Origin of the sequence: Aquirufa nivalisilvae (assembly GCF_003143535.1) — a bacterium.
Lineage (GTDB): Bacteria > Bacteroidota > Bacteroidia > Cytophagales > Spirosomataceae > Aquirufa > Aquirufa nivalisilvae.
Genome location: NZ_CP029346.1, coordinates 2247034 through 2270923, shown reverse-complemented (window position 1 = coordinate 2270923; position 23890 = coordinate 2247034). Strand labels below are relative to the sequence as shown.

Annotated in this window: 23 protein-coding genes and 1 tRNA gene; 16 read left to right on the top strand and 8 right to left on the bottom strand. The window is 37.4% G+C overall.

The genetic code is table 11. The annotated features are described in order from the left end of the window. Nucleotides 1-5: 5 nt before the first annotated feature. Nucleotides 6-1145 (bottom strand): Gfo/Idh/MocA family protein, encoded by a 1140-nt coding sequence (locus tag HME7025_RS09735; RefSeq protein ID WP_109325374.1) that lies wholly within the window; start codon nucleotides 1143-1145, stop codon nucleotides 6-8. A gap of 270 nt (nucleotides 1146-1415) precedes the next feature. Between HME7025_RS09735 and HME7025_RS09730 the strand changes: the two genes are divergently transcribed. Together HME7025_RS09730 and HME7025_RS09725 are read left to right on the top strand one after the other, a co-directional pair. Beyond that, entirely contained in the window at nucleotides 1416-2627 is a 1212-nt protein-coding gene (locus HME7025_RS09730) for an MFS transporter (RefSeq protein ID WP_109323450.1), read from the top strand. 47 nt (nucleotides 2628-2674) lie between these two features. After that, entirely contained in the window at nucleotides 2675-3250 is a 576-nt protein-coding gene (locus tag HME7025_RS09725) for a peptidylprolyl isomerase (protein ID WP_109323449.1), read from the top strand. Here HME7025_RS09725 and HME7025_RS09720 read toward each other — a convergent pair. After that, entirely contained in the window at nucleotides 3234-4925 is a 1692-nt protein-coding gene (locus HME7025_RS09720; protein ID WP_109323448.1) for a sodium:solute symporter, read from the bottom strand. The genes HME7025_RS09725 and HME7025_RS09720 overlap by 17 nt on opposite strands. Nucleotides 4926-5228: 303 nt before the next feature. Here HME7025_RS09720 and HME7025_RS09715 point away from each other — a divergent pair. The 14 genes from HME7025_RS09715 to HME7025_RS09650 all read left to right on the top strand — a co-directional run bounded on the left by HME7025_RS09715 (nucleotide 5229) and on the right by HME7025_RS09650 (nucleotide 18366). Then, a tRNA-Leu gene (locus HME7025_RS09715) sits at nucleotides 5229-5313 on the top strand. A 67-nt stretch (nucleotides 5314-5380) separates the two neighbouring features. Continuing rightward, nucleotides 5381-6721 carry a trigger factor gene (locus tag HME7025_RS09710; protein WP_109323447.1) on the top strand — a complete coding sequence of 447 codons (1341 nt, stop codon included), beginning with the start codon at nucleotides 5381-5383 and terminating at the stop codon, nucleotides 6719-6721. Nucleotides 6722-6862: 141 nt separating this feature from the next. Beyond that, complete coding sequence (locus HME7025_RS09705) at nucleotides 6863-7570, top strand: ClpP family protease (RefSeq protein WP_109323446.1); 708 nt, start codon at nucleotides 6863-6865, stop codon at nucleotides 7568-7570. A gap of 2 nt (nucleotides 7571-7572) precedes the next feature. Then, nucleotides 7573-8823 (top strand): ATP-dependent Clp protease ATP-binding subunit ClpX, encoded by a 1251-nt coding sequence (gene clpX / locus HME7025_RS09700; protein ID WP_109323445.1) that lies wholly within the window; start codon nucleotides 7573-7575, stop codon nucleotides 8821-8823. A 7-nt stretch (nucleotides 8824-8830) separates the two neighbouring features. Further along, the gene (locus HME7025_RS09695; protein WP_109323444.1) at nucleotides 8831-9355 is read left to right on the top strand and encodes a hypothetical protein; all 525 of its coding nucleotides are present in this window, start codon (nucleotides 8831-8833) and stop codon (nucleotides 9353-9355) included. A 1-nt stretch (nucleotide 9356) separates the two neighbouring features. Further along, the gene (locus HME7025_RS09690; RefSeq protein WP_109323443.1) at nucleotides 9357-10079 is read left to right on the top strand and encodes an alpha/beta fold hydrolase; all 723 of its coding nucleotides are present in this window, start codon (nucleotides 9357-9359) and stop codon (nucleotides 10077-10079) included. Further along, nucleotides 10072-10758: a (d)CMP kinase gene (gene cmk / locus HME7025_RS09685; RefSeq protein ID WP_109323442.1), complete on the top strand. Its 687-nt coding sequence runs from the start codon at nucleotides 10072-10074 to the stop codon at nucleotides 10756-10758. The genes HME7025_RS09690 and cmk overlap by 8 nt, the downstream gene beginning before the upstream one ends. After that, nucleotides 10745-11785 (top strand): NAD(P)/FAD-dependent oxidoreductase, encoded by a 1041-nt coding sequence (locus HME7025_RS09680; RefSeq protein ID WP_109323441.1) that lies wholly within the window; start codon nucleotides 10745-10747, stop codon nucleotides 11783-11785. The genes cmk and HME7025_RS09680 overlap by 14 nt, the downstream gene beginning before the upstream one ends. Nucleotides 11786-11833: 48 nt before the next feature. Further along, a complete protein-coding gene (locus HME7025_RS09675) occupies nucleotides 11834-14896 on the top strand; it encodes a BamA/TamA family outer membrane protein (RefSeq protein ID WP_154401958.1) in 3063 nt (1020 codons plus the stop codon). A gap of 13 nt (nucleotides 14897-14909) precedes the next feature. After that, entirely contained in the window at nucleotides 14910-16166 is a 1257-nt protein-coding gene (locus HME7025_RS09670) for a glutamate-5-semialdehyde dehydrogenase (protein WP_109323439.1), read from the top strand. Nucleotides 16167-16208: 42 nt separating this feature from the next. Continuing rightward, the gene (locus HME7025_RS09665) at nucleotides 16209-16643 is read left to right on the top strand and encodes a nuclear transport factor 2 family protein (RefSeq protein WP_109323438.1); all 435 of its coding nucleotides are present in this window, start codon (nucleotides 16209-16211) and stop codon (nucleotides 16641-16643) included. 388 nt (nucleotides 16644-17031) lie between these two features. After that, entirely contained in the window at nucleotides 17032-17568 is a 537-nt protein-coding gene (locus HME7025_RS09660; protein WP_109323437.1) for a DUF1697 domain-containing protein, read from the top strand. Nucleotides 17569-17741: 173 nt separating this feature from the next. Continuing rightward, complete coding sequence (locus tag HME7025_RS09655) at nucleotides 17742-18080, top strand: type II toxin-antitoxin system RelE/ParE family toxin (RefSeq protein WP_109323436.1); 339 nt, start codon at nucleotides 17742-17744, stop codon at nucleotides 18078-18080. Next, entirely contained in the window at nucleotides 18061-18366 is a 306-nt protein-coding gene (locus HME7025_RS09650) for a helix-turn-helix domain-containing protein (protein WP_109323435.1), read from the top strand. The genes HME7025_RS09655 and HME7025_RS09650 overlap by 20 nt, the downstream gene beginning before the upstream one ends. Here HME7025_RS09650 and HME7025_RS09645 read toward each other — a convergent pair. Genes HME7025_RS09645 through nusB form a run of 6 tightly spaced genes read right to left on the bottom strand, consistent with a single transcriptional unit; the run spans nucleotide 18363 to nucleotide 23836 of the window. Next, on the bottom strand, nucleotides 18363-20159 hold the full coding sequence (locus HME7025_RS09645; RefSeq protein ID WP_109323434.1) for a DNA polymerase III subunit gamma/tau: 1797 nt from the start codon (nucleotides 20157-20159) through the stop codon (nucleotides 18363-18365). The two genes, HME7025_RS09650 and HME7025_RS09645, sit on opposite strands and share 4 nt — an antisense overlap. A gap of 40 nt (nucleotides 20160-20199) precedes the next feature. Beyond that, entirely contained in the window at nucleotides 20200-21621 is a 1422-nt protein-coding gene (coaE, locus tag HME7025_RS09640; protein WP_109323433.1) for a dephospho-CoA kinase, read from the bottom strand. A 4-nt stretch (nucleotides 21622-21625) separates the two neighbouring features. After that, nucleotides 21626-21916 (bottom strand): preprotein translocase subunit YajC, encoded by a 291-nt coding sequence (gene yajC / locus HME7025_RS09635; RefSeq protein ID WP_109323432.1) that lies wholly within the window; start codon nucleotides 21914-21916, stop codon nucleotides 21626-21628. 16 nt (nucleotides 21917-21932) lie between these two features. Further along, nucleotides 21933-22370 carry a DUF1573 domain-containing protein gene (locus HME7025_RS09630; RefSeq protein ID WP_109323431.1) on the bottom strand — a complete coding sequence of 146 codons (438 nt, stop codon included), beginning with the start codon at nucleotides 22368-22370 and terminating at the stop codon, nucleotides 21933-21935. 1 nt (nucleotide 22371) lies between these two features. Continuing rightward, nucleotides 22372-22671, bottom strand: a complete 300-nt coding sequence (locus HME7025_RS09625; protein ID WP_109323430.1) for a YtxH domain-containing protein — start codon at nucleotides 22669-22671, stop codon at nucleotides 22372-22374. A gap of 1 nt (nucleotide 22672) precedes the next feature. After that, the gene (gene nusB / locus HME7025_RS09620; protein ID WP_109323429.1) at nucleotides 22673-23836 is read right to left on the bottom strand and encodes a transcription antitermination factor NusB; all 1164 of its coding nucleotides are present in this window, start codon (nucleotides 23834-23836) and stop codon (nucleotides 22673-22675) included. Nucleotides 23837-23890: the final 54 nt, after the last annotated feature.

The following is a 23890-nucleotide window of genomic DNA, read 5'->3' as shown; positions in this document are numbered from 1 at the left end:
CTATATTAAATTTCAAATTTGGTCCACTTATTTGTATTGTCTCTGGATGATCTAACCACATTTTCAATGAATGCCATCCCTTTTATTCCTTCATCAATTCCTGGGAAATCGTACAAAGGATCTTGCTCTTTTCCCTCCCAACGTGCACGAAGAGCAAAAGCGAAATTGCGATAGATATTAGCGAAGGTCTCTACGTATCCTTCAGGATGTCCTGCTGGTTGACGCGTGTGAGCTTGCGCTTGAGCAGAAAGACTACCCACATTGGTACGTATGGTCCTACTACCTCCATCTCTAGATTTAATGATTAAGGTATTCGGGTCCATTTGATGCCAAACAATTCCGGCTTTAGAACCATACACTCGAATGTTTAAGTCGTTTTCTTCTCCATTACATATTTGACTGCAATGCAAAACGCCCCTAGCTCCGTTGTTATAGTGGATTAAGATATTGCCATCATCATCCAATTGACGACCATCTACAAAAATGGTTAAGTCAGCACATAATTCTTCGATATGTAAACCTGTGATGTATTCAGCTAAATTTTCAGCATGTGTACCGATATCACCTATGGCCCCAGCAGCTCCACAACGAGCCGGATCGGTTCTCCATGCCGCTTGCTTTTGACCAGTTGCTTCTACCAAATCAATTAACCAACCTTGTGGATATTCCACGATCACTTTTCGGATTTCGCCTAATTCACCTGAATCTACTAAATGCTTCGCTTCTTTGATCATAGGATAACCCGTGTAATTATGCGTTAAAGCAAAAATTAACCCCGAAGCCTCAATGATTTTCTTTAATTCCTTTGCCTCTTCCAAATTTAAAGTAGCCGGCTTATCGCAAACCACATGAAATCCATTTTCTAAAGCCATTTTGGCCGCAGGAAAATGCAAGTGATTTGGCGTAACGATGGATACAAAATCCATGCGCTCCCCTTCAGGTAATGCTTTTTCCTTCAGAATCATTTCTTCGTATGATCCGTATACACGACTAGGTTCTAAATATAATGCAGCACCCGTGGCTTTGGATTTTTCAGCACTCGAGCTAAATGCACCACATACTAATTCTATTTCTCCATCTAATTGAGAACCACGACGATGAACAGCACCAATAAATGCTTCTAAACTACCACCAATCATCCCCATACGGATTTTTCTGCCTTGACGGTTTTTAGCCTGTGTGGAAGATCCTCCCTGAATCATATCTATATTGATTTAGATTTTTTTAAAAAATTGACTCTAAATATACTAATTTGAGCTAAAAGCGCTGTAGAATTAATGAAATATTAAAAATATTTTCAATTTAATAGGAAACTTTGAAAATCTTTTCGTTTTTTTGACATGATTTTTCTAATGTTAATTTTTAATTTTTCAAGAAAAAACGTTGTTTCACCCTTTAACTAAATCTAAACAACTATGAGTCAAACCATTAATGCAAATCGTCTATTTTATGCTAGCTGTTTTGCGCTTATCACGACGGCCTTCTCTTTTAGCATTAGAGCAGGTATTCTAACGCAGTTAGGAGCAGAATTAAGCTTAGATACTGTCCAATTAGGACATATCAACCAAATGTGGTTCTTAGGTTTCCCGATATCCATGATTCTTGGTGGGGTTTTCTATTCAGCCATTGGACCCAAATTGATCATGCAAATTGCCTTGATCGCCCATACCATTGGTATTTTATTAACTATTTATGCCACGGGTTATGATACTTTGTTGATTTCAACTTTATTGATTGGTTTAGGTAACGGATGTACAGAAGCAGCTTGTAATCCAATGATTGCTGATTCTTATTCAGGATTGGATTTTAACAGCAAATTGAATCGTTTTCACATGTGGTTCCCAGGTGGTATCGTGATTGGTTCATTGATATCTAAATTTATGACGGATGCGTCTATGCCTTGGCAAGCACAAATTTGGGTTATTTTAATCCCTACTGCTATTTATGCTGTGTTATTCTACGGTCAAGCTTTCCCTAAGCCTCGTGCAGGTGCTGAGAATGCTTTGGATAGTTTCAAAGCTATGTTGAATCCATTATATTTATTCATGGCAGCATGTATGGCTTTAACAGCAATTTCTGAATTTGGTCCTCAGCAATGGGTTGGTCCAATCTTAGCTAAAGCTGGTGCTAGTCCTATGTTGATTTTAGCTCTTGTAACAGGTTTAATGGCGGTTGGTCGTTATTTCGCAGGTCCAATCATCCATAAATTAAATACAGTTGGTGTACTTTTAGGTTCTGCCATCTTTGGTGTTATTGGTTTATACATGATGTCTACTATGGACGGTTCTATGTTATACGTAGCAGCTGTATTTTTTGCCTTAGGTATTTGCTACTTCTGGCCAAACATGTTAGGATATGTAAGTGAGACAATGCCTCAAACTGGTGCGCTTGGATTATCAATCTTGGGTGGTATCGGTATGTTCTCTTCTTCTATGTTCCAACCTATCATTGGAGCTTGGATTCAAGAAAACAAAGTGGCAGCAGAAGCAACTGGTTTAGCTGGTGATGCAGCTGATTTGGCTGCTGGACAAGCTACTCTTTCTAATATGTTGATTTTCCCTGCTATCTTAATCGTAGCGTTTGTTGGATTATACTTCTTCGGAAAGAAAGTTAACCATTCTGCATAAACCAGATATTTAAATTAAATTAGGGGGCTTTTAGGCCCCCTTTTTTTATGCGTATACTTATTTTATTTTTTGCCTTTTGTCTGTTTTCTTGTCAATCCAATTGGAATTTAGATCCCGTTCACGTAAAAGAATCTTTGCAAAAAGGAGCGGATCAATGGACTGAAAATAAGGTACTTGTCACTACTCGACTTGGGGATTTTGAAATGGAGCTAGACCCTCGGACTCCCTTGCACCGACTGAATTTTATCCGTTTAGTAAAAATGGGTTATTTCGAAGATCGATATTTTTATCGAATCGTTTATGTGACAGGAATTCAAGGAGGAGGAGAGTATCGTGATCGATTGAATTATTTGGTTCCCGCAGAATATATCGACGAATTAAAGCCTGTACGGGGAAGTCTTGCCATGGCTCGTTATGACGAAGGAAACCCAGAACAAGCATCCTCTCCCAGCGAGTTTTTTATAGTTACTGATACCGAACAAGCAGCAAGATTCTATAAGAAATACGTGGTATTTGGTAAAGTAACAAAAGGAATGGCTGTTGTAGATTCCATCTTTAATGCCAAATCTTATGACGAAAAGCCGGTCATTCCAGTGAAGTTCGACATTAAGGTTTTGCCTTAGTTAGTTGACCAATGCTTTGGAAGATAAAAGCTAAAGCAACAACCATGACACAACCTAGCACGTTTAGCCACAAGAAAGCCATTAGGTCTATTTTCCAAGCATATATTACAAATGCTTCCGCTATTATTGCCGCCCAAAAAACATGTGACCCTTGTGTTTTAGGTAAGTAGAAGGCACATAAGAATACCCCCAAGATGGTTCCATAAAACCAGGAACCTAAGATGTTCACTACTTCGATTAAGCTGCCCATATTGACAGAAAATTGCGCCACAATCAAGCAGAAAATTCCCCAAGCCAAAGTAACTAATTTGGATGACCACCAATAATGTTCATTGCTGGCATGTTGGTTGATGAATCTTTGGTATATATCCACCATGACCGTGGAAGTCAATGAGCCAAAAGCTGAGGCCATGGAACCCATGGAAGCTAATAAGATCATGGCGATTAAAAAGCCCACTAATCCAATGGGTAAATGATCGACAATAAAACGGAGGAAGATATAATTGGTATCTTGACTTTCAGCTTTGCTACCTTGTGATTTCAATAATTCAACAGCTTTTTCCTTGACTTTAGCTTGTTGATCATGCAAATCCATGATCTTCGATTTCAAAGCTGGAATCTTGGCTGATTCTTCTTGAGAAATAGCCTGTATTAAAGCAGTTTCCGTCTGCTTTTTTTGAATGAAAATCTGTTTGTTTTCTTGATCAATTGCCTCATGCCCCTTGGCGGTACTCCAACTTAGCTCCGTACTTTTATTGAAAAATATGGGTGCCTGATTGAATTGGTAAAAAACAAAAACTAAAATACCGACCAATAGGATGAAAAATTGCATGGGGATTTTTAGAAAACCATTCAATAATAGACCTTTCTTACTTTCATTCGCTGTATGTCCAGTTAGATATCGACCTACTTGACTTTGGTCAGTGCCAAAATAGGAGAGCTGTAAAAAGAATCCACCAATGATACCTGACCAAATGGTATACCGATTATTGATGTCAAATTTCCAATCGATTAAATTGATTTTCCCCATTTTACCAGCAAGCTGTAAGGATTCTTTCATGCCTATTTCTTGGGGTAATGCTTGAATGATGTAAATGGCAGCAATGACCATGCCGGCTAAAACTACACCCATTTGCAATAATTGAGTGTATGAAATGGTTTTGGAACCTCCGAATATACAATAGAAAGTTACTACAGCTGCAGTGATACAATTGGTCCAAGTTAAATCCCACCCTAATAAAGTAGATAAGATAATGGATGGAGCGGCAATGGTGACTCCGGTTGATAAGGCCCGTGGGATTAAGAATAAAAAACTAGTTAATATTCGTGTTTTTGAATCAAATCGCTCTTCTAGAAACTGGTAAGCCGTAAAAATCTTTAATTGATAATACTGAGGAATGAAGGTGACAGATAGCACAATCATGGCAATGGGTAGACCCAAATAAAATTGAACAAAACGCATGCCATCCGTATAGGCTTGTCCTGGAACCGATAAAAAAGTAATGGCTGAGGCCTGTGTGGCCATGACCGATAACAAAATGTGATACCAAGGTAGCTCACGATCCGCCAAAAGGAAGCCCTTTAATGAATGCTTAGCTTCTCGGCCTTTCCAACTTCCATAGAGCACAATTCCGCCGATGGTTAATAGTAGTACTATCCAGTCTAATTGATGCATGTTTATTGGAATATGGCGCTAAAAATCACAAAAAATAGAACGATGAATACCACGAATAGGCCAAGCAATAGATACCAAACTTTCCAATTGGTGTGATGGTGCGTTGTTTCTTGTTTCATGGTTGAATTGAATTTCTAAAAATAGCTCAGAAAAGCTTACAATTATCGCATTTAATCTTAAAAGCTGTTAAAATTTGCGATTTCTTTTTCAATTCATGAGACGAAAAAGCGATGGCAAATATAAATTTTCCAAGTGTTTTGGAATACTTAAATTTGCTAATTACCTTTGCACCTCCAAATGCAAGCGGGCGTGGTGGAATTGGTAGACATACCAGACTTAGGATCTGGCGCCGCGAGGCATGGGGGTTCGAGTCCCTCCGCCCGTACCATCGGCAAGCCCTCAAGACCATAAGGTATTGGGGGCTTTTTTTAATTAAAAAATTTAAATACTTCCATATGAATATTTCGCTCAACCATTCAAATGATTTAGAAGGTCGTTTGACTGTTGTCGTTTCAGCTGCTGATTACCAAGAAAAAGTAGAAACTAAATTAAAAGATTACCGTAAAAAGGCGAGCATCAAAGGTTTTCGCCCAGGTATGGTGCCAATGCCATTAATCAAGAAATTGGCAGGACAATCCATTTTAGTGGAAGAAATCAATCATTTATTAGGTCATGCAGTAAGTGATTATATCAAAGAAAATAAATTAAACTTAGTTGGAGAGCCAATGCCTGCAGTAGAAGAGGCAGATGCTATCGACTGGGAAAAAGATACAGAATTTACTTTCCATTACGATTTAGGTTTCCACGGAGAGTTCTCGGTTGATTTAGATAAAATCAAAACCGTTAATTCTTACGAAATCAAAGCCGATAAAAAAGAGATCGAGGAAACGATTGAGAACTTGAAAAAGCAATTTGGAGAGCAGACTCATCCAGAATCGGTAGAGGATCGTGATTTAGTGTTCGGTACTTTTACGCAAGGTGAGTGGGTAGAGAAATCAGCCATTCCATTGCATTCTATTAATGATAAATCGAAAAAGATTTTCATAGGTGCTAAGGTAGGAGATACCTTGAAGTTTGCTATTGATAAAGTATTCAATGATGCTAAATCGTTGGCATTAGCAACTGGCAAGAAAGAAGAAGAAGTGGGTGATTTAACTGGAGAAGTTTCTTACGTAGTTGAAGATATCACGCGTTCAGTTCCTGCCAATTTGGATCAAGCATTTTTTGATAAAGTATTAGGAGCTGGCAAAGCTACTGACGAAGCAAGTTTCCGTGAGCAATTAATTGAGATTGTTCAAGATAACTACAAGCGTGAAGCTAATTATTTGTTACGTATTGATGCTGAAAAAGCCTTGTTAGATCAAGTGAAAATTGATTTGCCAGAAGCATTTTTACGTAATTGGTTAGTACGTATCAATGAAGGTAAATTTACTCCAGAGCAAATTGATCAAGATTTTGATAATGTGAAAAAGGATATCCGTTGGAACCTAATCAAAAACGAAATTGCTGAGAAATTTGAAGTAAAAGTGGAATATGCTGAGGTAGTAGAAAAAGCGAAAGATATGGTGCGTCAACAATTTGGCGGTTACTTATCAGCTGACCAACCTGGTATTGAAGAGATGATTGAGAAAATAGCCATGGGTTATTTAAGTGATAAATCGAAGTCTGATAATTTCATGAATTTGTACAATCAAGCTTTTGCAGATAAGGTATCTTCTGTAATCGTTGAGAAAATCCCACACAAAGTTTCTAAAATTGATGTGGATAAATTCAAAGAAATCGCTGCAGCCTTGTAGTGAAGGTTATTTGTTGGAATTTTCAAAACCCCGTTTTTACGGGGTTTTGTGTGAACTAAGCATTTCAAAATTTGGTTTACCAGCTAATTGCTCGCAATTAATCCGACATTTATTTTAAATTTGAATCTTAAACTAAAAATTATGTATCCCAAGGAATTATCAGGAGACGAGTTTCGCAAATATGCGGTACACCATAAAGGCTTAAACGGTTTAGCCGTTGATCAATACATGAATCAAATGGGTAGCCAAGTGAATCATCGTATTGACGACATGACCCAATACATCATTGAAGAGCGTCCGATGCGTTTTGCTCAAATTGACGTGTTTTCACGTTTGATTATGGATCGCATCATATTCATGGGCGTGCCTGTGGATGATTATATGGCCAACATCATTGTGGCTCAATTGTTATTTATGGAATCCACCGATGCCAAAAAGGATATTGTGATGTATATCAATAGTCCAGGTGGATCCGTATACGCGGGTTTAGGTATCTATGATACAATGAATTATATCCGTCCAGAAGTAGCTACTGTATGTACATCTTTAGCAGCTTCCATGGGAGCTGTATTATTAGCTGGAGGAGCTGCTGGTAAACGTTCTGCATTGGAACATGCCCGCGTGATGATTCACCAACCTTCAGGTGGAGCTCAAGGACAAAGTCGCGATATCGAAATTACGGCTCGTGAAATCGTTAAAATTCGTCAGGAATTATACGATATCTTGGCCAAGCATTCTGGAAAAACCTTTGAAGAAATTGAGCGTGATTCTGATCGTGATTATTGGATGAAGGCGGCTGAAGCCAAAGAGTATGGTTTGATTGATGAAATTTTAACTCGTAATGTGTAAGGATGGCAAATCCCAAAAAGAATAATAATTGTTCATTTTGTGGCCGCAACAAAGCAGAGGTCGGTATTTTGTTATCGGGAATCGATGGACAAATATGCGACCAATGCTTGCAACAAGGCTATGAAGTCATTAAAGAAGAATTAGGAGCTCCAGTAGTTAATAAAAAGAATTCCAAACAGCAGTTTGAGTTAGTTAAACCCAAAGACTTAAAGGAGCATTTAGACTTATATGTCATTGGGCAAGAAGAAGCTAAAAGACATCTCTCGGTGGCGGTGTACAACCATTATAAGCGTTTGATGCAGCCAAGCAATGAAGAGGATGTGAAAATTGAGAAATCAAACATCTTGATGGTAGGTGAAACCGGAACAGGTAAAACCTATTTGGCGCGAACACTAGCTCAGAAACTTCAAGTACCCTTTTGCATTGCAGATGCGACCGTCATTACGGAAGCTGGTTATGTAGGCGAAGACGTGGAAACTATTTTGACTCGTCTTTTGCAGGCTGCTAATTACGATGTAGCTAAGGCAGAATGTGGTATTGTTTTCATTGATGAGATCGATAAGATTGCACGTAAATCAGATAACCCATCCATTACTCGTGATGTATCAGGTGAAGGTGTACAGCAAGCCTTATTGAAATTATTAGAAGGCTCCATCGTCAATGTACCCCCTCAAGGTGGTAGAAAACACCCAGATCAAAAAATGATTGCCGTAAATACAGAGAATATCCTGTTCATTTGTGGTGGGGCATTTGACGGAATCGGTCGACATATCTCTAAAAGGTTAAATGCTCGTCCAATTGGATTTTCTGGAGATGATACTTTTCATGATTCGTTTGAAAAGGATCAAATCATGAAATACGTGACGGCTCAAGATTTGAAATCATTTGGCTTAATACCTGAATTGTTAGGTCGTCTGCCAGTGATTACCTACCTTAACCCATTAGATCAAGTAGCCTTATTAGCTATTTTGACTAAACCTAAAAATGCGCTTGTTAAGCAATATGAAAAATTGTTTGACATGGAAGGCGTAAAGCTGACGTTTACCGAAGAAGCTTTAACTTACATGGTAGAACAAGCGATGCAATACAAATTGGGTGCGCGTGGTTTGAGATCCATTATGGAAGCCATCATGACAGATGCCATGTTTGATATTCCTTCTCAAACAAACATTTCAAATTTTGAAGTGGACTTGGCATATGCTAAATTGAAATTCGAAAAAACAGTGTTCCATCAAATGAAAGTTGTAGCCTAATTTAATTATGAAAAACAATCTAATCGTTCTCGCATTAACTTTATTCATTGCTTCTTGTTCACATAAAGGAGCTTATTTTGCTGTTTATCAGCAAGCTCAGCCTACTACTAAGGCCATTGTTAGCCCAGTAAAAGCAGAAGAACCCCAATTATTGGTTAGTCAATCAAATGAGCTTTCGGAAGAAATCTTACCTATTCAAGCGAATACACCTGAAGAAGCTAAGCTTATTACCGAGTTAACAGCTTTGAATCAAGAAGTGAAATCCATGAAACACATGGAGAAAAAAGAGTTGATTCAACATAAAAAAGCATTCAAAGCTCAGCTTAAAACCCAGATTAAGGAATATAAAGCACAAGCTAAGAAACAAAAGCAAGCATCTAGTCCTTCATCTTGGGATTCCAAAGTGAAAATTGGAGTTATATTATTGATTATTGGTATCATTCTTTCCATTTTTGGATTGGGAGCCATTGGGGCAGTTTCTGCATTCATTGGTTTGATATTTGTACTCTTAGGTCTTTTGCATACGTTTTAATATGTCTGGAATCATCGTCTGTTTACACGGATTTGGTGAAGATCACCGTGTTTGGGATGATTTCATACCCACATATACTTGGCCATATCCAGTAATTGCACCTAATTATGCAGGCTGGGAGGATTGCCTCGATATGTCGGAATATGCTCAGAAAATTGCCTTAGAATTACCCAAGGACCAAGCTTGGTACCTTATTGGGCATTCGATGGGAGGTTATGTTGCTTTGGCCTTGGCCAAGGAATTTCCGGAACAAGTGAAATCCGTGGTGATGTTGAATTCAACTGCCATGGCTGATTCAGAGGAGAAGAAATTGAACCGGAATAAAACCATGGAGTTTTTACAAAAATTGGGAACAGAAGCCTTTATTGGGCCTTTTGTTCCCAATTTGTTTTCAAAGGATTTTGTTGAACAGCATTCTTCAATCATCAGAAAATTAATCGAGCGATATCAACATATTCCAGCCTCAGGTTTAGTGGCAGCTTCAAAAGCTATGCGCGACCGACCAGCTGGATTGGAGTTTTTGACATCGACCCAGATTCCTTTTTTATTTATACATGGTGATTTAGATACCTTAGTTCCACTGGAAGATGTAGAAAAAGCGGTGGAACTTTCTTCCATTCATCAATTGGTTCGAATCCCAAATGTAGGACATCAAGCAGCTTATGAAGCTCCAGAATTAGTACATTTGGCTATTATAAAGTTTATTAACTCCGTTCATGTCTAAAATTATCGTTGCCCTTGACGGCTTTTCTTCTTGTGGAAAAAGTACAACTGCCAAACGCGTTGCGGCTAAATTACATTATGCTTTTGTAGATACAGGGGCTATGTATCGAGCAGTAGCACTCTATTTTCATCGCAATCAAGTGGATTGTAATGATTTAAATGCTATTGAAAAAGCCTTAGAGGAAGTACACATTACTTTTGAATTTAATCCAGAACGGCTAGCCTCAGATACCTATTTGAATGGAGAAAATGTAGAGAATGAAATCCGTAAAATGTACATTTCTGATATAGTAAGTCAGGTAAGTGCCATTCCAACAGTACGCCATGCCATGGTGGCTCAACAGCAGAAAATGGGTAAAAAAAAGGGAGTTGTTATGGACGGTAGAGATGTAGGCACTGTGGTTTTTCCAAATGCAGAAGTGAAAATTTTCATGACAGCAGATCCTAAAATTCGAGCTCAAAGAAGAAAGTTGGAGTTAATGCAAAAAGGAGAGGATTTACCTATTGAGCAAATTGTGGAAAATTTAAAAATTCGGGATGAAATTGATTCCAATCGAAGTGAAGGACCACTTAAACGTGCCGACGATGCCATTGATTTAGATACATCTTATAAATCCATGGATGAACAAGTAGCTTTTGTCTTAGAACAAGTTCGACGAGTTCAGCATGCTGGAAAGTAAGCATTCTCTTCCTATTTTACTGGTTGGTCAAGGCCTGGCTGGAACCATATTGGCTCATACCTTGGATCAAGCTTCTGTGCCATTTCTTATGGTCGATGCTCCTAAGACTTTTTTTACTTCATCCTATGCTGCAGGAGGAATATTCAATCCTGTTACTGGTCGAAAACTTGAGAAAACTTGGTTAGTAGAGGAATTATTTGGCTACCTTTTTCCATTTTATGCTTCCTTAGAAAAAACATTAGATTGTTCATTATTTCATCCTATGCCTTTGTTTCGACCTTATGCCAATGAGGAAATGAAAAGTTGGTTATTAGAAAGAAAGGAGGCTATTCATAATGAATACCTTTGCTGGGAAGATAAAGGTGTTTGGATAGAAAAAGCAGGTTGGTTGGATGTTGAAAGTTTATTAACATATTCTAAAAGCTATTTTCAATCGAAAAAAATAATCAAGGAAATAGTCATTAATCCGTCAATTGATTTAACGGTTTTCGATGATGAGGTGCATTTTCAAGGACAGGCATATGCTTGTGTTGTTTTTTGTGAAGGCTATCACGCACAACAACATAATCCATTCTTTGGTCATTTGAATTTTTTACCCGCCAAAGGGGAATTGATGAAAATCAGATCTCAAGAACCTTCTTCTGATTATATTTTGAATAAAAACGGTTTTCTCTTACCACTAGGAAATCATGAATTCAAAGTAGGAGCCACTTATCGGTGGGATGATTTTTCAAATCAAGCAAGTACTTCAGCACAGCTTGATTTAAGAGCTAAGCTAAAAACATTTGGAATAAATGAATATCAGGAAATAGAAATGTCTGCTGGAGTTAGACCAGCCACCCAAGATCGTAGGCCTTTGGTGGGATTTCATCCTCATTTACCTTTAGCTATATTTAATGGTTTTGGTTCTAAAGGAGTTTCTTTAAGTCCCTATTTTGCTCAACAATGGCTATCGGAATGGAAAGGTGAGAGGCAGATAAATTCCGAAGCATCAATTCGTCGATTTTACCATTTATTTTCCACATAAATCATTAAATTTGGTTTTATTGAAATTGCCTATTAATCAGAAAACTGGATGAAAAGAATATTGCTATTGTTTTTGCTGCTTTTTTCCTTCATGCTACACGGGCAAGATTTCTATCCTAGTCAAAAGAAATTCGATAAAACCCGAATCCAATACCAGAAATTTGTTTGGAAGTTCTTCACTAGTCAAAACTTTGAAGTGTATTATTTTGGTAAAAACGAAGCTTTAGCCAGAAGTACTATTCAAATACTAGAAGCTGAATTTCCACGAATCACCGATATCTTAGGTTATAGTCCATTCAATAAAATCAAACTCTTTGTTTATCCTTCTCATCAAGATTGGATACAATCCAATACGGGAATAAGTTTGGATAATGCCGAAGAGGCAAAGGCGGAAAATTTTGCCAAATTTAAAGTTGAAATCGCATTTCAAAATAATACTTCGGAGTACAAAAAGGAACTAGTGAGAGAGGTCACCAAAGTGTATGTAAATGATATGCTTTTTGGGGGAAGTATTAAAGATGCACTTCAAAATTCCTTGTTATTATCAGTGCCTGAGTGGTTTTCTGAAGGTATTGCCGCCTATATGGCTGAAGGTGATTCGCCTGAAATGAATCAATTTATGTATCAGGTTGTCGTTAATAACCGTGTGCGTAAACCTAATTTAGCACAAGGTAAAGAGTCGATTTGGTTAGGACATTCTATTTGGGCTTATTTGGTTAAAACCTATGGGAAGCAACCAGTTAGTAACATTTTGAATTTGACTCGCATCATTCGAAATGAACAATCAAGTATATCGAGTACAATCAAAAAACCATTTAGCAAGTTTTTAAGAGAATGGTTTGAGTACTATTTGAACCAATCCAAACAAGAGGAGGTCAATACCGTAGCATTGAATGGTTTGAAAAATTTGACTTCGGTAGATATGCTGAATGATCAAATTTTAGGAGATTTTAAAATCAGCCCAGATGGTAAATGGTTAGCCTATGTTTTAGGTGAATCGGGAAAATTTCAAGTGAATTTGATGAATTTAAGTAATCAAAGGTCTCAAAGTATTTTCCAAACTGGTCTGAAAGATTCAGAAAGAATTTCAACGGACCGAGGTCCACTTTTATCATGGGGTAAATCCAATGCATTATCCATTCTTTATAGTGCTGAAGGTAATTCCTATTTGCAAACGTATTCGGCTTTGACAGCTAATAAATTCAGCCTACGCGTTGAATCTAAAAAGAAATTGATTGATTTGAATTGCTTGGATTTTGAGATTGCTTCAAACGGTCAGCGCATGCTCGTAAGGGCTCTTAGAAATGGACAAGTGGATGTGGGTATTTATGATTTAAGAAGAAATCGGTATACCGCAGTGACCCAAGATGCGAATGATGAGATAGAGGCTCATTGGTGGAATAATGGGAATGATGTAGCCTATATTACGGAAAAGTATGTGGATTCAACTTGGAAGCCAACAACATCTAAAGAAGATATATATTCATTGTATCATTGGAAAGCGGATGAACCTTCTAATCCGAACCGTATTTTTGCTCACCGTGGATACATCCACAATCTACGACAAGTATCAGATTCTGTTTGGACTTTTCTGAGTGAAGAAACATCAGGAACGAATTTGATTAGTTTACGTTGGGCAGATACTACTTTCTATCAAAATGCAGCGCGCTCAGGTCCATGGAGATCAGTTGAGTGGGCTAAAGATCAGATTGTGGTGCGGCAAAATGATATGCTGACGCAAATGATCAGCACATATCCCGTGGGCTACGTACTTAGCGCTGGACAGAGTCGATGGTATCCTCAAATTACTGAAACTCCACAAACAGATCTTAGTATTCAGGGGACTAAAGACAGTGTAGACAAACCCTTAATGCGTCGGGCTGATCAACGGAGAGCTAGGATAGAATTAAGGCAACAAAGCCAGCGATTAAGAAAAGATCCCGGTAAATTATTGGGGCCAGTGGATTATCAAAACTCTTTTGTGGTTAATAAATCAGAAGGAAATTTTATGGTGGATCCCATTCGAGGATTGGGATATTCTTTCGAAGTTAAGATGAATGATCTTTTGGAGAATCATTTGGTGAGAACTGGGATTTTTGTGACGTCCAATTTACGTAATGCTGATTTGTGGGCGGAATATGGCTATTTAGCCAATAAAGTAGATTGGTTTGTTCGATTTGACAGGAAGGTGCTGGATCAAGAAAATGAAAGCTTTTCACAGAAAGTTCGCTTCAATCGCATTGAAGTGAAAGGTGTCTATCCATTTAATCTTTTTAGTAAACTAAGTTTTACAGGATCTTTCAGTTCCAATCGGGCAATAGATCAATTTAGTCTAACGACTCCCGAAAACTTAGCTACCTATGCCGGAGCTAAATTGGAATATACATTTGACAACACGGTACATTTGGATGAAAATCTAAGAACAGGATTTCGGATGAACCTTTCTGCGGAATACCAAACAGGTTTAGCATTACCCCAGAATTTTAGTCGAATCCGACTAGATATGCGTCGATACTTGAAGTTGACGAATAGTTTTATTTTGGCAGCACGTCTATCTGCTTCTAATGCACTAGGTTCTGCTGCACCCCAAACGATGTTAGGTGGGGTAGATAATTGGTTATTTATTCAACGAGAAAGTAGGAATAAAGAAAACCCTATGGGAACGGCGGGAATTGCTCAACGAGATGTATTTATGAGTGATGTGGCGAGTCCTTTGCGCGGCTTTAATGTGAATAAATTGTCTGGACAGAGTCATATTTTGTTGAATTTAGAATTGCGTGTTCCATTGAAATCCTTGATGGGGCCAGATTTTTCAAAATCTAGATTCATGAATTCTTTCCAATTTGCGGGATTCACAGATATAGGAAGCGCCTGGACGGGTTCCAATCCATTTGCTAGAACCAATGGATTCAATACGAATACATACGGAGGTAATACCAATCCATTCTTAGCCACAGTAACTGATTTTAGGAATCCATTCCTAGTAGGTTATGGCTTAGGAGCAAGGGCTTATTTATTAGGCTATTTCATTAAGTTGGATTATGCCTTTGGTATGGATAATAAAGAAATTAAAGCACCAGTAACCTATTTGTCATTTGGTTACGATTTTTAGCCTACATTAATTCATGGAAAATACGAGTGAACTATTAGCTTCTTTAGCTGCAACAAGACATGCTGCCATTTCTTTGGCGATGGCAAGTAGTGATCAGAAAAATGCCATTTTATCAGATTTGGCAATTATTTTGGAAGAGAACAAATTAGGGGTTATTCAAGCGAATGCGCAAGATTTGGCAAATTATGATGCTAATAATCCCATGCGCGATCGTTTGTTGTTAACGGAAGAGCGCATTCAATCGTTGGCTGATAGTTTACGGGATATCATGTTATTGCCAGATCCTTCTGGACAGGTTATTTTAGAGAAACAGCTGAAGAATGGTTTACATTTACGGAAGCTAGCTGTGCCTTTAGGTGTGGTGGGAGTTATATATGAATCTAGACCTAACGTCACCATTGATGTGGCAGCTCTTTGTATTCGTTCGGGGAATGCAGCCGTTTTGAGAGGTGGAACAGATGCTTGGCATAGTAATTCTTATTTGGTGTCTTTGATTCATCAGGCGCTAGAAAAAAATGGATTTTCTAAGGAGTTAGTTCGCCTTTTGCCTACTGACAGAGCACATGTTAGCACTTTGCTAACAGCTACTAAATACATCGATGTGATCATTCCTAGAGGTTCTGATGCATTAATTCAACGAGTACGAAGAGAATCATTGGTGCCAACTATTGAGACAGGTGCAGGGGTTTGTCATACTTACGTGGCTGAAACGGCAGATTTGGCAAAAGCAGTACCAGTAGTAGTCAATGCCAAAGTCACTCGACCATCTGTTTGTAATTCTTTGGATACCATTGTCATTCATGCGAATAAATTATCACGTTTTTTGAGTTTGATTCAAGATGATTTTATTCAATACCATGTTAAGATTCATGCTGATCCTCGCTCTTATGCCTTGTTAAAGGCACAGGCTTATCCTTACTTATTTGAGGCTAGCGAAGAAGATTTTGGTCGTGAGTTTTTAGATTTTGCTTGTTCCATTAAAGTAGTTGATAGTACAGAAGAAGCGATTTTACATATATCCAATTATTCCTCACGCCATTCGGAAGCTATTATAACCGAAGATGAGGCAGAGGCCAATTATTTTTTGCAGGCCATTGATGCCGCCGCAGTTTATTGGAATGCCTCTACTCGATTTACCGATGGGGGAGTTTTTGAATTGGGAGCAGAGATTGGTATTTCAACACAAAAATTGCATGCTCGAGGGCCATTTGCATTGGAAAAATTGGTGACAGAGAAGTGGGTGCTAGTGGGAAACGGGCATGTGAGGTAGAAGCTTTGGCAAATTATGTACGTTCTCTATAATTAATAAACGATGAAACAGATATGTGCACTTCTTGTAGTTAGTTTGTTTTTTGTGTCATGCCAAAGTTCATCATCCAATATTGAGGAAAAGAATAAGGAGCTCATTGAAAAGTATTTTACATTATTTAATCAGCATGATTGGAAGGCTTTGTCGGAGATGTATGTTGACTCGGCTGCGTTTAAAGATCCAACTTCAGGGATGAAGGTAATTAGAAAGACGAAAGCCCAGTTTGTGCAGGAGTATACTGGTTTGCAACAGCAGTTTCCAGATGTACATGATCAAGTGCTTAGTATCTATCCATCTGGAGAAAAGCACGTGACGGTGGAGTTTGTTTCCACAGGCACTGGAGCCGATCAAAAGAAATTTGAATTGCCCATAGTTGTTATTTTCCGCATTGAAAATGGTAAGATAGTGCAGGATTTCACCTATTATGATAATTTATAAATTATTCGATTTCCTTGGTGAATAAATAGAACACTAGCGTTATCAAATAAGTAAAAAGCCCGCTAATCACACCTAAAAGAATTGAATTGACAATATTCCATTTCAAAATTATTAAAGGAATAAAGCATGTAACATAAAAGCTGATTGCTATCAAAACACTTAGAATAGGAGATGCTTTTTTTGGTGTAATTTCAATTTTACAATGTGGGCATTTCCATTTTAAGGATTTATGAACAAGGAATAGATATTTTAAATTTTGGGCTTTGTGGCAATTAGGGCAGTTGAATTTACTTTTCATATTTTTTAGTGGTTACTTTTGGTAAGTATTAATTGAAGGTCAAATTAGCAATATTATTTAATTTTTTGAGGGATATTTAATTCAATTTTAATGGCTACATACATCGCTTTGTTGAGAGGAATAAACGTGTCTGGTCAGAAGATGATCAAGATGGTGGACTTGAAAGCCATGTTTGAATCAGTAGGGTTTGAGGCTGTCCAGACCTATATCCAAAGTGGGAATGTGTTGTATCAAAGTAAGGATTTAAGGGAGAATGAAATGGTTGAAAAAATCCATTCGGCTATTCTAGAAAGATTTGGATTTGAGGTAGACGTTCAGGTCTTTGGTGTGCCCAATTGGAATCAAATTATTGCCAATAATCCCTTTGTAACGAGGGATAATCTGGATGAAGCTAAATTGTATGTGAGTTTATTAGCGAATGAGCCATTGCCAGAAAACGTGGAAAAATTAGCAAGTTTTGCCTTTCAAGAAGAAACCTATCAACTCATTGATCGGGCAGTTTATTTATATGTTCCAAAAGGTTATGGAAACGCCAAATTGAGCAATAATTTCTTAGAGAATAAACTGAAGGTGTCAGCTACCACACGAAATTGGAAGACGATGTTGACTTTGCGAGATATGCTTTAAGTGATTACCATATATTTTTCGATGTTTAAATTATCAGTTTTTTGATAATTAAGTCTCACTTTAATACAATGAAGGTATTTGTCCTATTTGTTTCTTTTTTTTGATTTTAAATAATTTCAAGAAAAACAAAAGTTTCACTTTAGTGAAACTTTTTCTAAATTTGTTAAGAATCAATGAGGAAATACCGGACTATTAAAATATTCTCAATTGAATTTCAATATTTTTTTCAAAATCAATCTAAGCAAGTAAAAGATAAGATTTTGTGGACTTTTAGATTAATTGAAGAATTAGAGTGGATACCAATTGTATATTTTAAAAAATTAATTTCAGCTGAAGGGATATATGAAATCAGAATTCAAGTCGGCACCGATATTTTTAGAATATTTTGTTTTCAAGATGGTTTTTCCTTAGTGATTACCCATGCAATTCAGAAGAAATCTCAAAGAATTCCAAGAAAAGAGATAATTAAAGCACTAAAAATTAAATTGTTTTATGAAAACGAAAAACAGTGAATTTGTTAGTTTAGATCAATTTATTGAATCTAACTATGGTAATTCGGATAACAATTCGAGGGATCAATTTGAGTCAGGATATCAGCATTTCAAATTAGGCTTCTTACTTCATGAAGCTCGAAAAAATCAGGGATTAACCCAAGAAGAATTAGCTTTGAAAGTAGGGACTACGAAATCATATATTTCTAAAATTGAAAATGATGTGAAAGAAGTTCGATTGTCGACCTTGAAGAAAATAGTAGAAGTAGGTCTAGGAGGTCAACTTCATATATCCATCGATTTTTAAAATTCATAGTCCAATCCCATCCTTTGTTTCATTTCTACTAAAATAGGATGCTTCTCGGAAAGGAATTCGTACTTATCTGATTGGGTGTACAATACCTTTTTATCACTTTTTTCTTGAACAAGGATATCGAGTTCGATGTCAATATCAAAATTATGCAGCGAAGAGCGGAGTTGGTTTAATACTTCCATCCGAATGGCTTCATTAAACTGCTGTATTTGTAATTCGTTTTCTACTTTTAGATGTAAAACTGTACCTATTAGTTCGATTGGCCGATTCATCATGACAAATTTATTGATGTCTTGATTGGCTTCATAAGCCTTAGCAATTCGGAACCATTCTTTACTAATATCTTCTAAAGTAAAAGTCTTATTCTCTGCTCCCGTGGCACTACTTGTCAATAAGGTAGCTTCCTTTTGTTCCGCTTGTTTGGTTTCAACTAATTTTTTAGCACTTCGCAATCCGGAAGATTGAATGCTTGGACGGTTCGGTACAGGACTAGCTTGGATGTTTTCAGGTAGCTCCGTTTTTTCCTCCTTGATTTCTTTCAGGGGATTTGGAACTTCCAGAACCGGTACTTCTGGTTTTAAGGGAGTATTTAGTAATGTTGTAACACTTTTTTCAAGGGTGGAATTGGCCGAAGCCTCAAGCTTTTTTCCAGCGCCGTCCTCCACCACAGGTGTTTGGTTAGGCTTGAATACTGAGTTTAAATAGTTGATTTTTAGTAAACTCAAGTCCAAATGCAATCTTGGATTTTTGGCACTTTTATAATTTACTTCACACTGCGCACATATATTCATTGCGGAGAGTAAAAAAGAAGTACTGGTCAATTCCGCCTGTTTTTTAAACTTAGCCTTGGTCTCTTCACTCATTTCCATTAGTGCTAAGGTCTTGGGATCTTTGGCATAAAGCAATAAGCGTAAGTGTTCCATTAAGCCTGAAATGAACTGCATCCCATCAAAACCCTTGCGCATAATTTCCTCAATTAAGAGAAGAACTTCTGTGTGGTTTTGTTCTAATAAATGATCCGTTAAGCTGAAATAATAGTCGCTATCTAGGATATGTAAATTCTCTAAAACGGCTTTATGACGTAAGGTATTATCTGTCGAAAAGGTGACATTTAAATCAAACATCGACAAGGCATCACGCAAACCTCCATCGGCTTTGATGGAAATTAATTCCAAAGCAGCAGGTTCAGCTGAAATATGTTCCTTTTCAGCAATGGAAGCCAAATGCATGGCCATATCCTGCCATTTGATGCGATTGAAATCAAATATTTGGCATCGCGATAAAATGGTAGGTAGGATTTTATGTTTTTCCGTAGTAGCCAAGATAAAAATGGCATAGGAAGGTGGTTCTTCCAATGTTTTCAAAAAGGCATTGAATGCCTGTGCAGAAAGCATGTGAACCTCATCAATGATGTATACCTTATAACGTCCATTTTGAGGCGGGTAACGAACTTGATCGATCAGACTTCGAATATCATCTACAGAGTTATTGGATGCCGCATCAAGTTCATGTATAGTCAGCGAGGTATTTTCTTGGAAAGATTGGCATGAAGAACAAGTTCCGCAGGCTTCACCTTCTGGACTTTGGTTCTCGCAGTTAATGGTTTTGGCTAAAATACGAGCACAGGTGGTTTTACCCACCCCTCTAGGACCACAAAATAGGAATGCTTGTGCTAAGTGATTAGACTTAATGGCATTCTTCAACGTGGTGGTAATATGGCTCTGACCCACCACAGAATCAAACTGGGTAGGACGGTATTTTCGCGCAGAAACAATAAAATTTTCCATACTGCAAGTTACAATTTGAGGCCATAAAACCCAAATCGATTTAAGGGATTCGGAGGGTGGCGCTTACTGGGAAATGGTCTGTAGGATATCGATTCGACCAAGTCTCAGAATGGGTGGCATGTTGTTCACAACTAACTCCGTTTTTCACAAAAATATAATCGATTTGACTATTCTCTCTTTCTTCTTTGAACGCATTGAACGAATTCTTTGGTCCATAATGGCCTAGCTTACTGATACTTTCTGAATTGGTTAATCTATCTGGATTATTAGGATCAACTAAGATTTGAATAGGTTCATCATCTGGCTTGGCATTGAAATCCCCTAATAAAATGACAGGGTTGTTTTTGGCGATTTCTTTGATTTTGGCTAACACTAATTTAGCGCTTTCTCTGCGAGCTATTTTACCCAAATGGTCAAAGTGAGTATTGAATACATAGAATTTCTTTTTTGTTTTCAAGTCCTGAAAATGTCCCCAAGTAACTACACGTCTGCAGGCGGCATCCCAGCCAAAACCTACTTTATCACAAGAGTCTGATAACCAGAATGTTTTTTGTTCTAAAACTTTAAACTTCTTGGTATTGTAAAATAAGGGAGAAAATTCACCTTCTTCTTTCCCGTCGTCACGTCCTCGTCCAAACCAAGCAAAGCCTGGTAATCTTTCCGCAAAATCTTTGATCTGATGAATAAATGCTTCTTGCATACCAATAATATCAGCTTGATGATATTTAACTAATTCAGCACAGTGATCTTTACGATTGGACCACTGATTTATCCCATCAGATTTAGTATCCATGCGGATATTGAAAGTCATGGCCTTGATTTGTCCCATACTTGTCTGACTGAAAAGTAAGAGGGTAATCAAGATGATGGATAAGCGCTTGAAAATGGCCTCTACTTGTGGCCATACGCGGTCATTTTTGCCATTCTTGATAATTAAATCTACACCTTGATTGTATTGTTCCTGACTAGGTTGGTTTTGTAACAGTTTCATATTGTCTTCAAAGGTTAAATGGTTTCGTTTTTGTAGTCGTTCAATGCGTTCATCTACTGGGCAATCAACGGCTATTAATTGTGAAATATAGGTTGGTTTGTTTTTGTTCGTCAAAAGGGCTGCCTCATACAGTTTGAAAGGCTCAGAACTAGGTATGAGAGCCCATTGCTGTAAGGATTCACGAACAGCAGGGTGAATGATGTGATTTAAAGCCGACAATAAATCGGGGTTGCTTTTAACTTGACCACGAATAAAGTCTTTGTTATAATTTCCATGTTCATTAAAGCTTTCCTTACCAAAAATACCCATGATTTTCTGTTGGATAGTAGGATCACTATTAATCAATTGGTGGGCCACCTTGTCGGCCTCAAAAATAGGAATGCCTAGACAAGCAAAAATCCGACAAATGATTGATTTGCCGGATCCCATTCCGCCTGTGATACCTATTAAAGGTCGAAGGCTTTTTTCCATGGATTTACTCTTCAGTTAAGCGAGAAGAAGCATCTTTTGAAATAGCTGATTTTTCAAAAACGACACGAACCCCTTTGCTAGAGTCAATCTCTACTACCAATGTTTTTTCACGTATGGAAACCACTGTTCCGTGTACTCCACCGATCGTTACTACTTTATCACCAGTTTTTAATTCATCAATGAATTTTTTCGCTTCTTTCGCCTTTTTTTGTTGTGGACGAATCATGAAAAAATAAAATACCACAAAGATTCCACCAAAAAGGAAGATTTGCATGATTTGAGGATTGTTAGCCATTTTGTTCGTTTATAGTTTATTTTTTTCTTTCAATTTCAACTTTAAATGCCACCATATTATCTGATGGCATGGTGTTAGCGTAGGCAGTAACGGTTTTTTGTACTTTCCCTTCTTTGCCTTTGGAATCAAAGCTTACTTTAATGAAGCCTTTTTTACCGGGCTGTACCAATTCTTTGCTCCATTTTGGGGTTGTGCATCCACAAGATGCGTTCACCGTTAAAATCTTTAAAGGCAAATTTCCTTCATTTTTGAAATGAAAGGTATATGATATACTATCACCTTCAGTAATTTTCCCTAGGTAAACGCTGGGTTGATCAAATTTCATCACAGGATGCTTTTCAACGGAAGGTCTCAATTCCATAGGAATGGATTCTTCTGTCGAATTTCTCGCCTCTTTCTGTTTGTTCGTACAGGATAAAAGACATAAAAAGCATATGGCAACGAAATACTTCATGTTAAGGCTTCGCTTTAATCTGACTCATCATTTTCTCCACATCTTCTAACAACTTTTCAGCTTTCACTTTGGTGTCATTGACTACCTTTTTGCCTTCTGATTTAGCTAGAGTTTCTGGAACTTCCTTGCCTTCTACAATATCATTGATCAATTGTTTTAATTGCTCTCTGTATTTGTTTAATTGAAAATACAATTTGTTACGTGTATTCTCACCTTTATCAGGGGCATATAAAATTCCGATAATAGCACCTGTGGCAGCTCCTACGACAAATGCCCAAAAGGATTTTGATGATCTACTCATATTATTTGCTAGCTATGTCGATTAATCCTCGACCTGATTTAGTAATTATTTTTTCGTGTATCAATCTCAGAGAAATCACATCTAGGATACCGTTGATGAATTGCCCTGATTTGGGTGTAGAGTAATTTTTTGCTAATTCAATGTACTCGTTAATACTTACTTTAACGGGTATACTAGAAAATTTAATCATTTCTGTCAAAGCCATTTTTAACAAAATAAAATCAGCCATGGCCAAACGATCCGACTCCCAATTCTTTGTTTGATCACCAATCCAGAGCACTAAATCTTTGTCGTTTTGAATGGTGCTTTCAAACAACTCTTCGAAGAATAATTTATCATCATCCCATTGAAGAGCTAAAGGCTGTAAGCTTAAATCTTCTAGAGCATCAACCTTAAATGTTTTGGTCGATAAACTTTTAACTACATCTTTATTAAGATGCCAATTTAAATCTTTTTCTTCAAAATACTCGGTCATACTCGAGTGTTTTAGAATAAATGTTTTTAAAATATATCGAATCATTTCGATGTCATCTTCAAAGCTTTTTCCAGCTTGAGGAAGATAGTCGACAAAAGTTTGATCCAATAGGATTACATCTAAAAACAATTTTTTAATTCTATTTTCTTCATCTTCAGACCATCCAATGTGCTGATCTTCAAATGCTTGTTGCAAAGCTTTCCACTTGGGCATGATAGCTAAGACTTTGTTTTTGCTCAGCTGAGATGTCTTAATGGGGTTTTCTAATAAACGACGGTTTTCATCCCAAACGGCAATGTCCGATAGATGTTGTAAGTAAAATAGGATTTTTAGGTATTGTTTGTAGATGGACTCTACTTCCTTCACCATGTCCTTTTTTAACTTTTCCGCAATTTTTTTGGTATTGTTTTGATAGGTTCGATAAACCGATTTGGCCGCAGCCAAAGATTCTGGTGGTATACTCTCTTCTGTTGGGATTTCTTGAAAAAACTCGTTTAATTGAATTTCTGCCAATTTTTTTAGGCCTTCTAGTCGAGGAGCTTGTTCCTCTTTAGCCACCATGAGTGATAAATCTGGCTGAAAAATAACAGCTAATTCATCAAATGCCAATTGATATTGGGCACGTTCTTGCGTGTTGTAAGCATACAATTGCTGAAATGCTTTCACCCGAAGTAATCTTCTGTTTACCATCCGAAAAAAAAGAGCGTTCTTGTTGTTTGAAACACAAAATTAAGGATTTTAATT